16 protein-coding genes and 3 tRNA genes are annotated in these 17,005 nt (G+C 69.8%); 15 read left to right on the top strand and 4 right to left on the bottom strand.

Going from position 1 to position 17,005, the window contains the following annotated elements; translation table 11 throughout:
* Positions 1-422 precede the first annotated feature (422 nt).
* Together ABZ562_RS23765 and ABZ562_RS23760 are read right to left on the bottom strand one after the other, a co-directional pair.
* Positions 423-1,088, bottom strand: coding sequence for an SDR family oxidoreductase (locus tag ABZ562_RS23765; RefSeq protein WP_361483078.1), 666 nt, complete (start codon positions 1,086-1,088; stop codon positions 423-425).
* Between the two features lie 24 nt (positions 1,089-1,112).
* Entirely contained in the window at positions 1,113-2,438 is a 1,326-nt protein-coding gene (locus ABZ562_RS23760; protein WP_361483075.1) for a hydrolase, read from the bottom strand.
* A gap of 174 nt (positions 2,439-2,612) precedes the next feature.
* Between ABZ562_RS23760 and ABZ562_RS23755 the strand changes: the two genes are divergently transcribed.
* From ABZ562_RS23755 to ABZ562_RS23730, 6 genes are all read left to right on the top strand, one after another.
* A tRNA-Thr gene (locus ABZ562_RS23755) sits at positions 2,613-2,685 on the top strand.
* 56 nt (positions 2,686-2,741) lie between these two features.
* Positions 2,742-2,814, top strand: a tRNA-Met gene (locus tag ABZ562_RS23750).
* 89 nt (positions 2,815-2,903) lie between these two features.
* On the top strand, positions 2,904-3,068 hold the full coding sequence (gene rpmG, locus ABZ562_RS23745; protein WP_009715907.1) for a 50S ribosomal protein L33: 165 nt from the start codon (positions 2,904-2,906) through the stop codon (positions 3,066-3,068).
* An 83-nt stretch (positions 3,069-3,151) separates the two neighbouring features.
* A complete protein-coding gene (locus ABZ562_RS23740) occupies positions 3,152-3,616 on the top strand; it encodes a MaoC family dehydratase N-terminal domain-containing protein (protein WP_361483072.1) in 465 nt (154 codons plus the stop codon).
* A complete protein-coding gene (locus ABZ562_RS23735) occupies positions 3,613-4,047 on the top strand; it encodes a MaoC family dehydratase (protein ID WP_361483069.1) in 435 nt (144 codons plus the stop codon). The genes ABZ562_RS23740 and ABZ562_RS23735 overlap by 4 nt, the downstream gene beginning before the upstream one ends.
* Positions 4,048-4,109: 62 nt before the next feature.
* Complete coding sequence (locus ABZ562_RS23730) at positions 4,110-5,165, top strand: UDP-N-acetylmuramate dehydrogenase (RefSeq protein ID WP_361483066.1); 1,056 nt, start codon at positions 4,110-4,112, stop codon at positions 5,163-5,165.
* A gap of 23 nt (positions 5,166-5,188) precedes the next feature.
* On the opposite strand, the gene ABZ562_RS23725 is transcribed toward ABZ562_RS23730, so the two are convergent.
* Both ABZ562_RS23725 and ABZ562_RS23720 read right to left on the bottom strand, forming a co-directional pair.
* Positions 5,189-6,199, bottom strand: coding sequence for an adenosine deaminase (locus ABZ562_RS23725; RefSeq protein ID WP_361483063.1), 1,011 nt, complete (start codon positions 6,197-6,199; stop codon positions 5,189-5,191).
* Between the two features lie 136 nt (positions 6,200-6,335).
* Positions 6,336-7,574 (bottom strand): pyridoxal phosphate-dependent aminotransferase, encoded by a 1,239-nt coding sequence (locus tag ABZ562_RS23720; protein WP_361483060.1) that lies wholly within the window; start codon positions 7,572-7,574, stop codon positions 6,336-6,338.
* Between the two features lie 228 nt (positions 7,575-7,802).
* Between ABZ562_RS23720 and ABZ562_RS23715 the strand changes: the two genes are divergently transcribed.
* From ABZ562_RS23715 to rpoB, 9 genes are all read left to right on the top strand, one after another.
* Positions 7,803-7,875 (top strand) — tRNA-Trp (locus tag ABZ562_RS23715).
* Between the two features lie 109 nt (positions 7,876-7,984).
* A complete protein-coding gene (gene secE, locus ABZ562_RS23710) occupies positions 7,985-8,278 on the top strand; it encodes a preprotein translocase subunit SecE (RefSeq protein WP_055556063.1) in 294 nt (97 codons plus the stop codon).
* Between the two features lie 79 nt (positions 8,279-8,357).
* A complete protein-coding gene (gene nusG, locus ABZ562_RS23705) occupies positions 8,358-9,188 on the top strand; it encodes a transcription termination/antitermination protein NusG (RefSeq protein WP_361483057.1) in 831 nt (276 codons plus the stop codon).
* Between the two features lie 167 nt (positions 9,189-9,355).
* A complete protein-coding gene (gene rplK / locus ABZ562_RS23700; RefSeq protein WP_009715899.1) occupies positions 9,356-9,790 on the top strand; it encodes a 50S ribosomal protein L11 in 435 nt (144 codons plus the stop codon).
* A gap of 80 nt (positions 9,791-9,870) precedes the next feature.
* Positions 9,871-10,590 (top strand): 50S ribosomal protein L1, encoded by a 720-nt coding sequence (gene rplA / locus ABZ562_RS23695; RefSeq protein WP_055556067.1) that lies wholly within the window; start codon positions 9,871-9,873, stop codon positions 10,588-10,590.
* Between the two features lie 184 nt (positions 10,591-10,774).
* Entirely contained in the window at positions 10,775-11,608 is an 834-nt protein-coding gene (locus ABZ562_RS23690; protein ID WP_361483052.1) for a hypothetical protein, read from the top strand.
* 274 nt (positions 11,609-11,882) lie between these two features.
* Positions 11,883-12,443, top strand: a complete 561-nt coding sequence (gene rplJ, locus ABZ562_RS23685; protein WP_055556071.1) for a 50S ribosomal protein L10 — start codon at positions 11,883-11,885, stop codon at positions 12,441-12,443.
* An 84-nt stretch (positions 12,444-12,527) separates the two neighbouring features.
* Positions 12,528-12,917, top strand: a complete 390-nt coding sequence (gene rplL / locus ABZ562_RS23680; RefSeq protein WP_055556073.1) for a 50S ribosomal protein L7/L12 — start codon at positions 12,528-12,530, stop codon at positions 12,915-12,917.
* 562 nt (positions 12,918-13,479) lie between these two features.
* A complete protein-coding gene (rpoB, locus tag ABZ562_RS23675; protein ID WP_361483048.1) occupies positions 13,480-16,962 on the top strand; it encodes a DNA-directed RNA polymerase subunit beta in 3,483 nt (1,160 codons plus the stop codon).
* The last annotated feature ends 43 nt before the right edge of the window (positions 16,963-17,005 follow it).

The raw sequence follows: 17,005 nt of genomic DNA, 5'->3' as shown, positions 1-17,005 counted from the left end.
TGCAGGGGGCACCTCCCAGCGGTAGCTGGGGGAGGCTCGCAACCCGCGTGAGGAGAGCGCGGCGGCGCTGCGTGCGACGAGCGCGGGGCCGCGAGGTGCCGCCCGCCGCGGCAGCGGCTGATGTCACAGCAGCGCCGGGAGCCCGGCATGATCCACACGACACCCCCTAGGGGCCGGGGCATCCCCGCCCCGGCCCCTGCTGCTCACGTGTTCGGTACGCATCGGCCCGCCGGGACCGGCGCCGCGGTCCGTGCAACGGACGGCCACCGGTCGGGCAGCCGCCGACGGGCCGCTCCCGCCCCCGCCTGGCGCGGCCCGGATTCGGCCGGGGTCGCTTCCCGCCCCGACCCGGCGTCTGCCACTGGCGGGGGCCGGGCCGGGCCACCGGCACCCGGGGCAACCCCGGGCCCGACCCGCCCCCGTCAGCCGCCGTCGGCGATCGCGCGCACCGCGGCCGTCACCGGCGTGGTACCGCCCAGGAGTTCCAGGGTGCGGCCCGCCGTGCGGGGTTCGTCGAGGAGGGCGGCCAGGACGGCGGCCACGTCGTCGCGGGTCACCTCGTCCCGGCCGGTGTGCTCGGCCAGGGTCACCAGGCCCGTACCGGGGTCGTCGGTGAGGCGGCCGGGGCGGAGCACGGTCCAGTCGAGGGCGGCGCGGGCCCGGATGTCGTCGTCCGCGGCGCCCTTCGCGCGCAGGTAGGCGGCGAAGACCGGGTCCGTGCCGGGCGCGGGTTCGCGGTCGGCGCCCATCGCGGAGACGGTGACGAACCGCCGTACGCCCGCCCGCTCGGCGGCGTCCGCGAAGAGCACGGAGGCGGCGCGGTCGACGGTCTCCTTGCGGGCGGCCCCGCTGCCGGGGCCCGCACCGGCGGCGAAGACCGCGGCGTCGGCACCCTCCAGGTGCTTGGCCACGTCGTCCACGGAGGCCGATTCGAGGTCGCAGACGACCGGCTCGGCACCGGCCGCCAGCAGGTCGCCCGCCTGTTCCGGCTTGCGGATGATGCCCGCCACTTCGTCTCCGCGCGCGGAGAGCAGCCGCTCCAGCCGCAGCGCGATCTGTCCATGTCCACCAGCGATGACAATGCGCATGATCCCGACCGTACGCCGGTCGGGCTACGACTGCCCGTCGCCGTCCGCGGGCGGGGACGCCGGCGGCGGCCCGGGCCGGGCCGTGGGCCGGGACTGGCGGGGGAGGTCGAGGGCGACCGCGGCGGCGGAGTCGCAGTACTCCCGTACGGCGCTGGTACGGGCGACCACCCGGCCGTCGTGGACCACGACCCGGCTGTACGCGAGCGACAGCACGCCCGCGAGCCCGTCGCCCCGCACGGCCAGCAGCTCGGCGGGGAACCCGGCCTCCACCCGCACCTCGGGCAGCCCCAGCGCGGCGCGGGCCCGGGCGCAGACCGCGTCGTAGGCCTCCGCGGGGCCCAGCTCGCCCCGCGAGGCCAGCAGGTAGGCGGCCTCCAGCGGATCGCCGCGGCCCACGGGGTTGACGGTGTCGCGCAGGGCGCCGCTCCCGGCGGCGACCCGGACGCCCGCGGCCCGCAGCAGCCGCACCGGAGCGCACCCGGCCACGCGCGCCCCCTGCTCGCCCCGGTCCTCCCGCCCGACGCAGTCGCCCTGGGGCAGGCAGACCACGGTGACGCCCGCCGCCGCGAGCCGGTCGGCGGCCCGCGCCGCGACGTCGCGGGGCAGCCGGGCCAGCCCGCCGCAGGGGCCGATGGTGACGCCGGGCCGCAGGCCCCCGGCCATCGCGGCGAGCCGGGCGAGCCGGGCCGGGTCGTCACCGTCCGTGTGGAGGTCGACGGCGCAGCCGGTGCGGGCGGCGAGGTCGAGGACGGCCTCGGCGTGGCCGGTCGGATCGGGGTCGAGGTCGGGGCAGCCGCCGATGACGGAGGCGCCCATCCGTACGGCGTCCCGCAGCATCGCGAGCCCGTCCGCCCCGGCGGCCCCGGTCAGCACCCGCGGTACGGCGACCGCGCCGAGGTCGATGAGCCCGCGCAGGCTGTGCCGGGCCTCCAGGACGGCCGCCAGCGAGCGCAGCCCGTGCACCCCGCCGATCCGCACATGGGTGCGCACGGCGGTCGCCCCGTGGCCGAGGTGCAGCAGGGCGGCCTCGGTGGTGCGGCGCTGGACGTCCGCGGAGGCGTACGGGACGGGGCCCGCGATGTCGGCCGTCAGGGCGGTGTCGCAGTGGGCGTGTGGTTCGGCGGGGGCGGGGAGCAGCAGATAGCCGCCGAGGTCGAGCCGCGGCCCGGGGACCAGGCTGCCGACGGTGCCGACCGCCTCGATCCGCCCGCCGCCGAGCCGTACGTCCACCGTGCGGCCGTCGGCGAGCCGGGCGCCGCCGAGGACCAGCGCGGTGGCCCCGGGGGCGGTCCCGCCGTCGTTGCCGGAGGGCTGCTGCTGGTGGCTCTCGGGCGGCTGGCTCTCGGGCATCGCACTCCAGATCACGCGGGGTGAGCCGAGCCTAGGACGCGGTGGGGGCGGCGCCGCGGAGGAGCCGAATAGTCGTACCGGTGTGGTGCGTGAGGACCGTGTGTCACCCACGGCGGCCTCCGGCCGATACGGATTTCACCTTCGGCGGCCGAGCGTGTAATGTCTTCATCGCTCGCCCCAATAGCTCAGTCGGCAGAGCGTCTCCATGGTAAGGAGAAGGTCTACGGTTCGATTCCGTATTGGGGCTCTGATGTGTGAGGTATCCCGTTCGGCTCCGGCCGGGCGGGGCCCGAATCGCATCGAAGCGGTGTAGCTCAGTCGGTAGAGCAAGCGGCTCATAATCGCTGTGTCACCGGTTCAAGTCCGGTCACCGCTACACACAGTAGCCGATTGTGGGGTCGGTCCTCCGGTCGGCTACTCTTTAATGCGTTCTTCTGTCCCATCCGTTCGTCAAGGAGCACTCACGTGGCTGCCACCGACGTCCGCCCGAAGATCACGCTGGCCTGCGTGGAGTGCAAGGAGCGGAACTACATCACCAAGAAGAACCGGCGTAATGACCCGGATCGTCTTGAGATCAAGAAGCACTGCCCGCGTTGCAACGCGCACACCGCGCACCGCGAGACGCGATAGCAATAAACTCTCATTCGAGGCCGCCCCCACTAGCGGGGGTGGCCTCGTTTCGTTAGTCGTCAACAGCAGGAGGTGCCGAGGCGATGGCGCTTGATCCGTCTTTCGTCGGGCGGACCTATCCGCCCACCGACCCGTATGAGGTCGGCAGGGAGAAGATCCGCGAATTCGCCGAGTCGATCGGCGAGACCAACCCGGTCTACACCGATCCCGAGGCGGCCAAGGCGCTCGGCTACTCCGATGTGATCGCCCCGCCCACGTTCGTCTTCGCGATCACCTTCAAGGCCGCGCGGCACCTGGTCGTCGGCGACCCGCAGCTGGGCCTGGACTTCAACCGGGTGGTGCACGGCGACCAGAAGTTCACGTACACCCGGCCCATCGAGGCGGCCGACCGCCTCACCGTCACCACCAGGATCGACGACATCAAGTCGCTCGCGGGCAATGATGTGATCCTCATCAGCGGTGAGGTGCGCGACGCCGCGGGTGAGCACGTGGTGACGGCGATGACGAAACTGGTGGCGCGCGCCGCCGAAGGGGAGGACCGCAGATGACCGCCAAGGTCTCGTACGACGCCGTCGAGGTCGGCACCGAACTGCCCGCGCGGACCTTCCCGGTGAACCGCGCCGACCTGATCCGGTACGCCGGCGCGTCGGGCGACTTCAACCCGATCCACTGGAACGAGAAGTTCGCCAAGGAGGTCGGCCTCCCCGACGTCATCGCCCACGGCATGTTCACCATGGCCGAGGCGATCCGCGTGGTGACCGACTGGACCGGCGACCCCGGGGCCGTCGCCGACTACGGCGTGCGCTTCACCAAGCCGGTCGTCGTCCCGAACGACGACAAGGGCGCGATCATCGAGATCGCCGCCAAGGTCGCCGCCAAGCTGGACGACGAGGCCCGTACGGTCCGGGTGGACCTCACGGCGACCAGCGAGGGCCAGAAGGTGCTGGGCATGGCCCGCGCCGTCGTCCGGCTCGCCTGATCGCTCGAGGACTGCGCCCGCCCCCGGCATCGCGCCGGGGGCGCCCCCGTACTCTTGAGCGCGTGCAGGAACTCCATGACGCCCCCCTCGCCCCCCTCACCACCTTCCGCCTCGGCGGCCCGGCCACCCGCCTGATCACGGCCACCACCGACGACGAGGTGATCGCCGCGGTCCGCGAGGCCGACGCGACCGGCACCCCGCTGCTGCTGATCGGCGGCGGCAGCAACCTGGTCATCGCCGACAAGGGCTTCGAGGGCACCGCCCTGCACATCGCGACCACCGGCTTCACCCTCGACGGCACCCGGCTGGAGCTGGCCGCCGGCGAGAACTGGTCCGACGCCGTGGCCCGTACGGTCGAGGCGGGCCTCGCCGGTATCGAGTGCCTGGCCGGAATCCCCGGCTCCGCGGGCGCGACCCCGATACAGAACGTCGGGGCGTACGGCCAGGAGGTCTCCGCCACCCTCAGCGAGGTCGTCGCCTACGACCGCCGCGCCGACGCCGTGGTGACGATCCCCGCCGCCGACTGCGCCTTCTCCTACCGCCACAGCCGCTTCAAGGCGGAGCCGGACCGCCACGTCGTCCTGCGGGTCCGCTTCGAACTGGAGGACGCGGACGGGCTGTCCGCGCCCATCAAGTACGCCGAGACCGCCCGGGTGCTCGGCGTCGAGGTGGGCGACCGGGTGCCCGCCGACACCGCCCGCCGGACCGTGCTGTCCCTGCGCGCGGGCAAGGGCATGGTGCTCGACCCCGACGACCACGACACCTGGTCCGCGGGGTCCTTCTTCACCAACCCGGTGCTGACCGAGAGCGCCTACGAAGCCTTCCTGGCCCGCGTCGCCGACCGCCTCGGCGCGGACATCGCCCCGCCCGCCTTCCCGGCGGGGGAGGGGCGGATCAAGACCTCCGCCGCCTGGCTGATCGACAAGGCGGGCTTCACCAAGGGCTACGGCACCGGCCCGGCCCGCATCTCCACCAAGCACACCCTCGCGCTCACCAACCGCGGCGAGGCCACCACCGAGGACCTGCTGGCGCTGGCCCGCGAGGTGGTGGCCGGGGTCGAGGAGGCGTTCGGCGTCACGCTGGTCAACGAGCCGGTGACGGTGGGCGTGAGCCTGTAACGCCTACGGATATCCGTAGGCGGTCAGGCCAGCCACCCGTCGATCCCGGCCAGCAGCCGCCGCCGTACGTCCTCCGGCGCCGCCGACCCCCGCACCGACTGCCGCGCCAGCTCGGCCAGTTCCTCGTCGGTGAAGCCGTGGTGCTCGCGCGCCAGCTGGTACTGGGCGGCCAGCCGCGACCCGAACAGCAGCGGGTCGTCGGCGCCCAGCGCCATCGGCACCCCGGCCTCGTACAGCGTGCGCAGCGGTACGTCCTCGGGCTTCTCGTAGACCCCGAGCGCGACGTTGGAGGACGGGCACACCTCGCAGGTCACCCCGCGGTCGGCCAGCCGGGCGAGCAGCCGCGGGTCCTCGGCCGCGCGCACCCCGTGCCCCACCCGTGCGGCCACGAGGTCGTCCAGGCAGTCGCGGACGCTGCCGGGCCCGGACAACTCGCCGCCGTGCGGGGCGGCGAGCAGTCCGCCGTCCCGGGCGATGGCGAAGGCGCGGTCGAAGTCGCGGGCGAAGCCGCGCCGCTCGTCGTTGGAGAGCCCGAAGCCGACCACCCCGCGGTCTGCGAAGCGCACCGCGAGCCGGGCCAGGGTGCGCGCCTCCAGGGGGTGCTTCATCCGGTTCGCGGCGACCAGGACCCGTATCCCGAGCCCGGTGTCCCGCGAGGCCGCGTCGACCGCGTCCAGGATGATCTCCAGCGCCGGGATCAGCCCGCCCAGCCGCGGGGCGTACGAGGTGGGGTCGACCTGGATCTCCAGCCACCCGGAGCCGTCCGCGACGTCCTCCTCGGCGGTCTCGCGCACCAGCCGCCGGATGTCGTCGGGCTCCCGCAGACAGGACCGCGCGATGTCGTACAGCCGCTGGAAGCGGAACCAGCCGCGCTCGTCGGTGGCCCGCAGTCTCGGCGGCTCACCGCCGCTCAGCGCCTCGGGCAGATGGACGCCGTACTTGTCGGCGAGTTCGAGGAGCGTGCCGGGGCGCATGGAGCCGGTGAAGTGGAGATGCAGATGCGCCTTGGGGAGCAGATGTACATCGCGTGCCATCTGCAGATTTTGCCGCACGTCCGGACCCGCCGGTACCGCTTTCACCGAACGTGGGCTTGCCCGCACAGGAATACGGGTCCGCACGAGAGCGGGCGCCCGGCCGTGGCCGGGCGCCCGCTCTCCAGGGGAAAACCGCTCAGGCGCGGGCCTCCGCCAGCAGCTTCTGGATCCGCGAGATGCCCTCGACCAGGTCCTCGTCGCCCAGCGCGTAGGACAGCCGCAGATAGCCCGGTGTGCCGAACGCCTCACCCGGCACCACGGCGACCTCGGCCTCCTCCAGGATCAGCGCGGCCAGTTCGACGGTGCTCTGCGGCCGCTTGCCGCGGATCTCCTTGCCGAGCAGCCCCTTCGCCGACGGGTAGGCGTAGAACGCGCCCTCCGGCTCCGGGCACTCGATGCCGTCGATCTCGTTGAGCATGCGCACGATGGTGCGGCGCCGGCGGTCGAACGCCTCGCGCATCGTGGCGACGGCGTCGAGGTCGCCGGAGACGGCGGCCAGGGCGGCGGCCTGCGCGACATTGCTCACATTGGAGGTGGCGTGCGACTGCAGGTTGGTCGCGGCCTTCACCACGTCCTTGGGGCCGATGATCCAGCCGACCCGCCAGCCGGTCATCGCGTACGTCTTGGCGACACCGTTGACCACGACGCACTTGTCGCGCAGCTCGGGCACCACCACCGGCAGCGAGTGGAACGTCGCGTCGCCGTAGACCAGGTGCTCGTAGATCTCGTCGGTGAGCACCCACAGCCCGTGCTCGGCGGCCCAGCGGCCGATCTCCTCGATCTGCTCACGGCTGTAGACCGCGCCGGTCGGGTTGGACGGCGAGACGAAGACCAGCACCTTGGTCCGCTCGGTGCGGGCGGCCTCCAGCTGCTCGACGGAGACCCGGTAGCCGGTCGTCTCGTCCGCGACCACGTCCACCGGGACACCGCCGGCCAGCCGGATCGACTCCGGGTAGGTGGTCCAGTACGGCGCGGGGACGATGACCTCGTCGCCCGGGTCGACGATCGCGGCGAACGCCTCGTAGATCGCCTGCTTGCCGCCGTTGGTCACCAGGATCTGGGCCGCCTCGACCTCGTAACCGCTGTCGCGCAGGGTCTTCGCGGCGATGGCGGCCTTCAGCTCGGGGAGCCCGCCGGCCGGGGTGTAGCGGTGGAACCTGGGATCACGGCAAGCCGCCACCGCCGCCTCGACGACGTAGTCGGGCGTCGGGAAGTCCGGCTCACCGGCGCCGAAGCCGATCACCGGGCGGCCGGCGGCCTTCAGGGCCTTGGCCTTGGCGTCGACGGCGAGGGTCGCGGACTCGGAGATGGAACCGATCCGGGCCGACACCCGCCGGTCGGTCGGGGACTGTGCAGGGGGAGTAGCAGCGGTCATGGATGCATCGTCGCAGACCGGAGAAAAGGGCGGTACACAGGTTTAACGAGACTCACACCAGACTTCTGCCGGGACCCCGCGGAGACTCCATGGAGGGCACGGGCGCTTCTCGTTCGACGCCCGGCCGTCAAGCACGTACACTCAACCGTCGTTGGCCGCTCAACAGACGTATCCGCCCCGCACACTCCGTGCAGCGGGATGGATGCGGTAGGTTGGGGGTTGCCGCAAAGGGTCGTAGCTCAATTGGTAGAGCACTGGTCTCCAAAACCAGCGGTTGGGGGTTCAAGTCCCTCCGGCCCTGCTACACGCACTTGATCGTCAGGGTGCGTGCATGCGTACGCAAGGACAAGCACCGCTGTGCGGCCGGGCCGGACGCGGCACGGCCACGACCCGGATTCAGGTGAGGACGAGTGACGGAAGCCCTTGGCTCCACCGCGACGCCTGAGAGCGGTCGTCCCGACGAGGACGAGGTGGCGACCAAGAAGGGCCGCCGTGGTGGCAAGCGCGCGAAGAAGGGGCCCTTCGGCCGGCTCGCGCTGTTCTACCGCCAGATCGTCGCCGAGCTGCGCAAGGTCGTGTGGCCCACGCGCAACCAGCTGTCGACGTACACCAGCGTGGTGATCGTCTTCGTGCTGATCATGATCGGCATCGTGACCGTGATTGACTATGGGTTCAACAACGCCATCAAGTACGTCTTTGGCTGAGATCCCGCGGAGGGCGGCCGCTTCCCGGCAGCGTCCTTTCGCACGTTCCACCCCTTGAAGCCAGGAAGAAGCAGCCACCGTGTCTGACCCGAACCTGAACGACGCCGCCGAGCCCGTCGAGTCCCGTGAGGACGAGCTCGACATCGTCGAGGCGGCGGACTCCGACCAGGCTGAAGCCGCCGACGCCGCCGCGGGTGAGCCCGCCGAGACGGCCGCGATCCACGTCGAGGACGAGGCCGAGGCGGTCGCCGAGGCCGCTGAGGACGTCGAGGCCGAGGAGGCCGCGGTCGAGGTCGACCCGGTCGAGGCCCTCCGTGAAGAGCTGCGCGGGCTGCCGGGCGAGTGGTACGTGATCCACACCTACGCGGGCTACGAGAAGCGCGTGAAGGCCAACCTGGAGCAGCGTGCCGTCTCGCTGAACGTCGAGGACTTCATCTACCAGGCCGAGGTCCCCGAAGAAGAGATCGTCCAGATCAAGAACGGCGAGCGCAAGAACGTCCGTCAGAACAAGCTCCCCGGCTATGTGCTGGTGCGCATGGACCTGACGAACGAGTCCTGGGGCGTCGTGCGGAACACGCCGGGCGTCACCGGCTTCGTGGGCAACGCCTACGACCCGTACCCGCTGACCCTGGACGAGATCGTCAAGATGCTCGCCCCGGAGGCCGAGGAGAAGGCCGCCAAGGCCACCGCCGAGGAGGGCGGCGCGCCGGCGCCCAGCCGCAAGGTCGAGGTCCAGGTGCTGGACTTCGAGGTGGGCGACTCGGTCACGGTCACCGACGGCCCGTTCGCCACGCTGCAGGCCACGATCAACGAGATCAACGCCGACTCGAAGAAGGTCAAGGGCCTGGTCGAGATCTTCGGCCGGGAGACCCCGGTCGAGCTGAGCTTCGACCAGATCCAGAAGAACTGACCCTTTCTTCCGCACCCTTCCGACAGGTCAGACGGGCCCCCTCGGGGCCGGTCTGACCTGCTCGGTTTCAGGCCGCGCATCCATACCCGTTATCGTTGTGCGGTATGCCTCCATCCGGATGACCCGGAGTGGGGGCGGACCACCTCTCACTAGGACCCGGAGAGAGCATGCCTCCCAAGAAGAAGAAGGTCACGGGGCTGATCAAGCTCCAGATCCAGGCCGGCGCCGCGAACCCGGCCCCGCCGGTCGGCCCCGCGCTGGGTCAGCACGGCGTCAACATCATGGAGTTCTGCAAGGCCTACAACGCCGCGACCGAGTCGCAGCGCGGCATGGTCGTGCCGGTGGAGATCACGGTCTACGAGGACCGTTCCTTCACCTTCATCACCAAGACTCCGCCGGCCGCGAAGCTGATCCTCAAGGCCGCGGGCGTGGAGAAGGGCTCCGGCGAGCCGCACAAGACCAAGGTCGCCAAGATCACCCGCGACCAGGTCCGCGACATCGCCACCACCAAGATGCCCGACCTGAACGCCAACGACCTGGACGCCGCCGAGAAGATCATCGCCGGCACCGCCCGTTCCATGGGCATCACGGTCGAGGGCTGACAGCCACCCCGTAGCACCACCGTGGCAGGGCCAATGCGCGGTCCGGACCACGACTCCGAACTCAGACATCTGGAGCAGAGTTGAGCAAGCGCAGCAAGTCCCTCCGCGCTGCGGACGCCAAGATCGACCGGGAGCGCGTGTACGCCCCGCTCGAGGCCGTCCGCCTGGCGAAGGACACCTCCCCGAGCAAGTTCGACGCGACCGTCGAGGTCGCCATGCGCCTGGGCGTCGACCCGCGCAAGGCCGACCAGATGGTCCGCGGCACCGTGAACCTGCCGCACGGCACCGGTAAGACCGCCCGGGTCCTGGTCTTCGCGACCGGTGACCGTGCTGCGGCCGCGGAGGCCGCCGGCGCCGACATCGTCGGCTCCGACGAGCTGATCGACGAGGTGTCCAAGGGCCGCCTGGACTTCGACGCCGTCGTCGCCACCCCGGACCTCATGGGCAAGGTCGGCCGCCTGGGCCGGGTGCTCGGTCCGCGTGGTCTGATGCCGAACCCGAAGACCGGCACCGTCACCCCGGACGTGGCCAAGGCCGTCACGGACATCAAGGGCGGCAAGATCGAGTTCCGCGTCGACAAGCACTCCAACCTGCACTTCATCATCGGCAAGGTGTCGTTCGGTGAGACGCAGCTGGTGGAGAACTACGCCGCGGCGCTCGAGGAGATCAACCGTCTCAAGCCGTCCGCCGCGAAGGGCCGCTACATCAAGAAGGCGAGCCTGAGCACGACGATGGGCCCCGGCATCCCGCTGGACGCCAACCGCACCCGCAACCTGCTGGTCGAGGACGAGGCCGTCTGAGCCCTTCCCTGACCGGAACCGCCGGGCCCCCGCATCTCGTGAAGAGAGGCGGGGGCCCGGCGCGTTGCTGTCGGAGGCCCTGGATAGGGTTCAACTGACAGTCGTAAAAGAAAAATAAGGGGGAACCGTGCGCGGTACTCATGTGGGCGTGCGATGCGTGATCGCGGCCTGTGGCGTTGTTCTGATGGCCGGGCTGACCGCGTGCGGGAGCGACTCGTCCGACGGCGACAAGGCGGGCGGCAAGGGTGACGGCGGCGGCCAGTCGGTGGGCAGCCCGCTGGCGGCCCTGAAGCTCGCCTCACAGCGCACGGACCAGCAGCACTCCGCGAAGATCGACGGCACCATCAAGAGCCCGCTCGCGGACAGCGACATGACCGGCGCGATGGACTGGTCCGACGGCATGCGTGCCGACATGCAGATGAAGTCGAAGGGCGGCGCCGGCGCCGCCTCCTCCCCGGGCGGCGACAAGCCCGTCAACGTGCGCTACACGCCCGACGCGATGTTCATGAACGCGGCCGCGATGGGGATCCCGGCCCAGGGCAAGGAGTGGATCAAGTACGACTATGATCTGCTCGCCAAGCAGGGCGGCCCCTCCGGCGCGTACCTCAAGGACCAGATGCAGAACAACAACCCGTCGCGTTCGGTGCAGCTCCTCCTCGCCACGGGCCAGGTCAAGAAGGTCGGCACGGAGGACGTCCGGGGCGTCGGGACCACCCACTACACGGGCGTGGTCAAGGTCTCGGAGATCGCCCGGGCGCAGTCCAAGGGGCTGAGCCAGTCGGAGCTGGACGCTCTGGAGAAGCAGCTCAAGCAGTCCGGTGCGGACAGCGAGACCGTCGACCTGTGGATCGACGACAAGAACCTGCTGGTCAAGAAGCGCGAGCAGGCCAAGAGTAAGACGGGCGTCACCGACTCGACGGTCTACTACTCGGACTACGGCACCAAGGTCACCGTCGAGGAGCCGCCGGCCTCGCAGACCATGGACTTCCAGAAGCTGCAGCAGGGGTCCCAGCCGTAGCTGATTTGCCCGGGCGCGGCCCGTTCGCGTAATCTGCTGCAGAAGCCAAAGACCGCTGGTTGTCGCTGTGTCTCCGCAAGGGGATCACGGCGGCTGAAGGATCCGCTAGCTGCGGACGACCCGCGCAGGTGACTGTGGTAGCACTCCCGAACGGGCCGTAGGTCCGTGCGGTCGAGTCACGCCCCGTGCGCCTGCGCCGGGGCGTTTTCGTGTTGTTCAGTCTCCTTCCTTCAGGCCGATGCGGTCCTCATCACCCGGAAGGAGGCCGAGGCTCATGGCGAGTCCCGACAAGGTCGACGCCGTCGACGAGATGCGGGAGAAGTTCCGCACCTCGAACGGCGCCGTTGTGACCGCGTACACCGGTCTCACCGTCGCACAGCTCAAGGAGCTGCGCCGTTCGCTCGGTGAGAACGCCCAGTACCGTGTGGTGAAGAACACGCTGACCAAGATCGCGGCCAACGAGGCCGGGATCAACCAGATCGACGACCTGTTCACAGGTTCGTCGGCCGTCGCCTTCGTGACCGGTGACCCGGTCGAGGCGGCGAAGGGTCTCCGTGACTTCGCCAAGGACAACCCCGCTCTCGTCATCAAGGGCGGTGTCCTTGATGGCAAGGCGCTGTCCGCCGACGAGATCAAGAAGCTCGCGGACCTCGAGTCCCGCGAGGTGCTGCTCTCCAAGCTGGCGGGCGCCATGAAGGGCAAGCAGTCCCAGGCTGCCGCGCTCTTCCAGGCCCCGCTGTCGAAGTTCATCCGCACCGCGGAGGCGCTTCGCAGCAAGGTCGAGCAGGGCGGTGCCGGCGAGCCGGCTCCCGCCGAGGCCGAGGCCGCCGAGTAACTCGGCCCCGGTCGCAGCGGGCCCGGAAGAAGCCCGCCCCCATTTTCATCCGGCACCTGCCGAACTAGTGGAAGGACCGCCATCATGGCGAAGCTCAGCCAGGACGACCTGCTCGCGCAGTTCGAGGAGATGACCCTCATCGAGCTCTCCGAGTTCGTGAAGGCCTTCGAGGAGAAGTTCGACGTCACCGCCGCCGCCCCGGCCGCCGTCGTCGCCGCCGGTGCCCCGGGTGCCCCGGCCGCCGCCGAGGCCGAGGAGGAGAAGGACGAGTTCGACGTCATCCTCACCGGCGCCGGCGACAAGAAGATCCAGGTCATCAAGGTCGTGCGTGAGCTGACCTCCCTGGGTCTGAAGGAGGCCAAGGACCTCGTCGACGGCACCCCGAAGCCGGTCCTGGAGAAGGTCAACAAGGAGGCCGCGGAGAAGGCCGCCGAGTCCCTCAAGGGCGCCGGCGCCTCGGTCGAGGTCAAGTGATCTCACGGGTCGGATGACCCGCTGTGCCGTGAGGGCGATCACCCGTTGGGGTGGTCGCCCTTCGGTGTTCTTGTGACGGCTACGCTGACTTTCCGGTTCCGGCAGGTATGGTGATCTTCGTTGCCCGTCGCCACGCCCTGTGACGATCTCGCCGGAGTGGGGGGCCTTGACGAACGGCACGCAGCGCGCAATTCTCGGGACGCGACGTCACACCGATCCGTAAGTCCGAGGCATGGATCGTCGGCGAAGCGGGCAGTATCGATATGCGCTGGCGAAGCGCGATGACTGCCGGACAGGCGTGTGAAGGACAACGAGGGGCGCGCCCCTCACCGGAGGGAGAGATTGGCACTGCCGGTCTCAGAAACTCGGCGCTGGACATCAGTGTGCCAAGTGGCTACACTGACCCTTTGCGCTGCCTGTTAGCTGCTCCCTGCCCGTCACCAGGGGCATACCCACCTTTGAGCACTGCCGATGAAAACGCCCTGACCAGGGATTTCGTCCATGGGTTCGCGGTGGGACCGGTACGCGCGTAGTGAGTCCGAGCCCTCGGAAGGACCCCCTCTTGGCCGCCTCGCGCAACGCCTCGACTGCCAATACGAACAACGGCGCCAGCACCGCCCCGCTGCGCATCTCCTTTGCGAAGATCAAGGAACCCCTCGAGGTTCCGAACCTCCTTGCACTGCAGACCGAGAGCTTCGATTGGCTGCTCGGCAATGCCGCCTGGAAGGCTCGCGTCGAGGCTGCGCTGGACAGCGGTCAGGACGTCCCCACCAAGTCCGGTCTGGAAGAGATCTTCGAGGAGATCTCCCCGATCGAGGACTTCTCCGGGTCGATGTCCCTGACCTTCCGTGACCACCGCTTCGAGCCGCCGAAGAACTCGATCGACGAGTGCAAGGAGCGCGACTTCACGTACGCCGCGCCGCTCTTCGTCACCGCCGAGTTCACCAACAACGAGACCGGCGAGATCAAGTCCCAGACGGTCTTCATGGGCGACTTCCCGCTCATGACCCCGAAGGGCACCTTCTGCATCAACGGCACCGAGCGTGTCGTCGTCTCGCAGCTGGTCCGCTCGCCGGGTGTGTACTTCGACTCCTCCATCGACAAGACGTCCGACAAGGACATCTTCTCGGCCAAGATCATCCCGTCCCGGGGTGCCTGGCTGGAGATGGAGATCGACAAGCGCGACATGGTCGGTGTCCGTATCGACCGCAAGCGCAAGCAGTCCGTCACCGTCCTGCTCAAGGCGCTCGGCTGGACCACCGAGCAGATCCTCGAGGAGTTCGGCGAGTACGAGTCCATGCGCGCCACCCTGGAGAAGGACCACACCCAGGGCCAGGACGACGCGCTGCTCGACATCTACCGCAAGCTGCGCCCGGGCGAGCCGCCGACGCGTGAGGCCGCCCAGACGCTGCTGGAGAACCTGTACTTCAACCCCAAGCGCTACGACCTCGCCAAGGTCGGCCGGTACAAGGTCAACAAGAAGCTCGGCGCGGACGCCCCCCTCGACGCCGGCGTGCTGACCACCGACGATGTCATCGCGACCATCAAGTACCTGGTCAAGCTGCACGCCGGGGAGACCGAGACGGTCGGCGAGGCCGGCGACATGATCGTCGTCGAGACCGACGACATCGACCACTTCGGCAACCGCCGCCTGCGGAACGTCGGCGAGCTGATCCAGAACCAGGTCCGCACCGGTCTGGCCCGTATGGAGCGCGTCGTCCGCGAGCGGATGACCACCCAGGACGTCGAGGCGATCACGCCGCAGACCCTGATCAACATCCGGCCGGTCGTCGCCTCCATCAAGGAGTTCTTCGGCACCAGCCAGCTGTCGCAGTTCATGGACCAGACCAACCCGCTGTCGGGTCTGACCCACAAGCGCCGTCTGTCGGCGCTGGGCCCGGGTGGTCTGAGCCGTGAGCGGGCCGGCTTCGAGGTCCGTGACGTGCACCCCTCGCACTACGGCCGCATGTGCCCGATCGAGACGCCGGAAGGCCCGAACATCGGTCTGATCGGCTCGCTCGCCTCGTACGGCCGGGTCAACGCGTTCGGCTTCGTCGAGACCCCGTACCGCAAGGTCCACGAGGGTGTCGTCACCGACAAGGTGGACTTCCTCACCGCCGATGAGGAAGACCGCTTCGTCATCGCCCAGGCGAACGCGCCGCTGGCCGACGACAACACCTACGTCGAGAACCGGGTCCTGGTCCGCCGCCGTGGCGGCGAGGTCGACTACGTGCCCGGCTCCGAGGTCGACTACATGGACGTCTCGCCGCGCCAGATGGTGTCGGTCGCGACCGCCATGATCCCCTTCCTCGAGCACGACGACGCCAACCGCGCGCTCATGGGCTCGAACATGATGCGTCAGGCCGTGCCGCTGATCAAGGCGGAGTCCCCGCTGGTCGGCACCGGCATGGAGTACCGCTGCGCGGTCGACGCCGGCGACGTCATCAAGGCCGAGAAGGACGGTGTCGTCCAGGAGGTCTCCGCCGACTACGTGACGGTGGCCAACGACGACGGCACCTACACCACCTACCGGGTGGCCAAGTTCTCCCGCTCCAACCAGGGCACCTCCTTCAACCAGAAGGTCGTCGTGGACGAGGGCGCCCGCGTCATCACCGGCCAGGTGCTGGCCGACGGCCCGTCCACCGAGGACGGCGAGATGGCGCTCGGCAAGAACCTGCTCGTCGCGTTCATGCCGTGGGAGGGCCACAACTACGAGGACGCGATCATCCTCAGCCAGCGGCTGGTGCAGGACGACGTCCTCTCCTCGATCCACATCGAGGAGCACGAGGTCGACGCCCGGGACACCAAGCTCGGCCCCGAGGAGATCACCCGGGACATCCCGAACGTCTCCGAGGAGGTCCTGGCCGACCTCGACGAGCGCGGCATCATCCGCATCGGTGCCGAGGTCGTCGCCGGCGACATCCTGGTCGGCAAGGTCACCCCGAAGGGTGAGACCGAGCTGACTCCGGAGGAGCGCCTGCTGCGCGCGATCTTCGGTGAGAAGGCCCGTGAGGTCCGTGACACCTCGCTGAAGGTGCCGCACGGCGAGATCGGCAAGGTCATCGGCGTCCGCGTCTTCGACCGCGAGGAGGGCGACGAGCTGCCGCCCGGCGTGAACCAGCTGGTCCGCGTCTACGTCGCGCAGAAGCGCAAGATCACCGACGGTGACAAGCTCGCCGGCCGCCACGGCAACAAGGGCGTCATCTCGAAGATCCTGCCGGTCGAGGACATGCCGTTCCTGGAGGACGGCACCCCGGTCGACATCATCCTCAACCCCCTCGGTGTGCCGTCCCGAATGAACCCGGGACAGGTGCTGGAGATCCACCTCGGCTGGCTGGCCTCCCGGGGCTGGAAGGTCGAGGGCTCCGAGGAGTGGATGCAGCGGCTGCAGGCGATCGGCGCCGACGAGGTCCAGCCCGGCACCAACGTCGCGACCCCGGTCTTCGACGGTGCCCGTGAGGACGAGATCGCCGGTCTCTTCGAGGCGACGATCCCGAACCGCGACGGGGACCGTCTGGTCCAGCCCTCCGGCAAGGCCCGGCTCTTCGACGGCCGCTCCGGCGAGCCGTTCCCGGACCCGATCTCGGTCGGCTTCATGTACATCCTCAAGCTGCACCACCTGGTGGACGACAAGCTGCACGCCCGGTCCACCGGCCCGTACTCGATGATCACCCAGCAGCCGCTGGGTGGTAAGGCTCAGTTCGGTGGCCAGCGCTTCGGAGAGATGGAGGTGTGGGCGCTGGAGGCTTACGGCGCCGCGTACGCCCTCCAGGAGCTGCTGACCATCAAGTCCGACGACGTCACCGGCCGCGTGAAGGTCTACGAGGCCATCGTCAAGGGCGAGAACATCCCCGAGCCCGGCATCCCCGAGTCCTTCAAGGTGCTCATCAAGGAGATGCAGTCCCTGTGCCTCAACGTGGAGGTGCTGTCCAGCGACGGCATGTCCATCGAGATGCGCGACACCGACGAGGACGTCTTCCGCGCTGCGGAGGAGCTCGGCATCGACCTGTCGCGGCGCGAGCCGAGCAGCGTCGAAGAGGTCTGACGGGTCTGGCCGGGGCGGCTCGTACGCACCGCCCCGGCCTCTC

It is taken from the genome of Streptomyces sp. NPDC019937, assembly GCF_040631655.1.
Classification (GTDB): Bacteria; Actinomycetota; Actinomycetes; order Streptomycetales; family Streptomycetaceae; genus Streptomyces.
The sequence above is the reverse complement of the archived record's forward strand: the minus strand, read 5'-3'. Positions and strand labels throughout refer to the sequence as shown.

Excerpts from the sequence above, each read along its gene's own strand:
- ABZ562_RS23765 (WP_361483078.1), bottom strand. The coding sequence starts at position 1,088 with ATGCGCATTGTCATCGCTGGTGGACATGGACAGATCGCGCTGCGGCTG.
- ABZ562_RS23760 (WP_361483075.1), bottom strand. The coding sequence starts at position 2,438 with ATGCCCGAGAGCCAGCCGCCCGAGAGCCACCAGCAGCAGCCCTCCGGC.
- ABZ562_RS23740 (WP_361483072.1), top strand. The coding sequence starts at position 3,152 with ATGGCGCTTGATCCGTCTTTCGTCGGGCGGACCTATCCGCCCACCGAC.
- ABZ562_RS23735 (WP_361483069.1), top strand. The coding sequence starts at position 3,613 with ATGACCGCCAAGGTCTCGTACGACGCCGTCGAGGTCGGCACCGAACTG.
- ABZ562_RS23725 (WP_361483063.1), bottom strand. The coding sequence starts at position 6,199 with ATGGCACGCGATGTACATCTGCTCCCCAAGGCGCATCTGCATCTCCAC.
- ABZ562_RS23720 (WP_361483060.1), bottom strand. The coding sequence starts at position 7,574 with ATGACCGCTGCTACTCCCCCTGCACAGTCCCCGACCGACCGGCGGGTG.
- rplK (WP_009715899.1), top strand. The coding sequence starts at position 9,356 with ATGCCTCCCAAGAAGAAGAAGGTCACGGGGCTGATCAAGCTCCAGATC.
- ABZ562_RS23690 (WP_361483052.1), top strand. The coding sequence starts at position 10,775 with ATGGCCGGGCTGACCGCGTGCGGGAGCGACTCGTCCGACGGCGACAAG.
- rplJ (WP_055556071.1), top strand. The coding sequence starts at position 11,883 with ATGGCGAGTCCCGACAAGGTCGACGCCGTCGACGAGATGCGGGAGAAG.
- rplL (WP_055556073.1), top strand. The coding sequence starts at position 12,528 with ATGGCGAAGCTCAGCCAGGACGACCTGCTCGCGCAGTTCGAGGAGATG.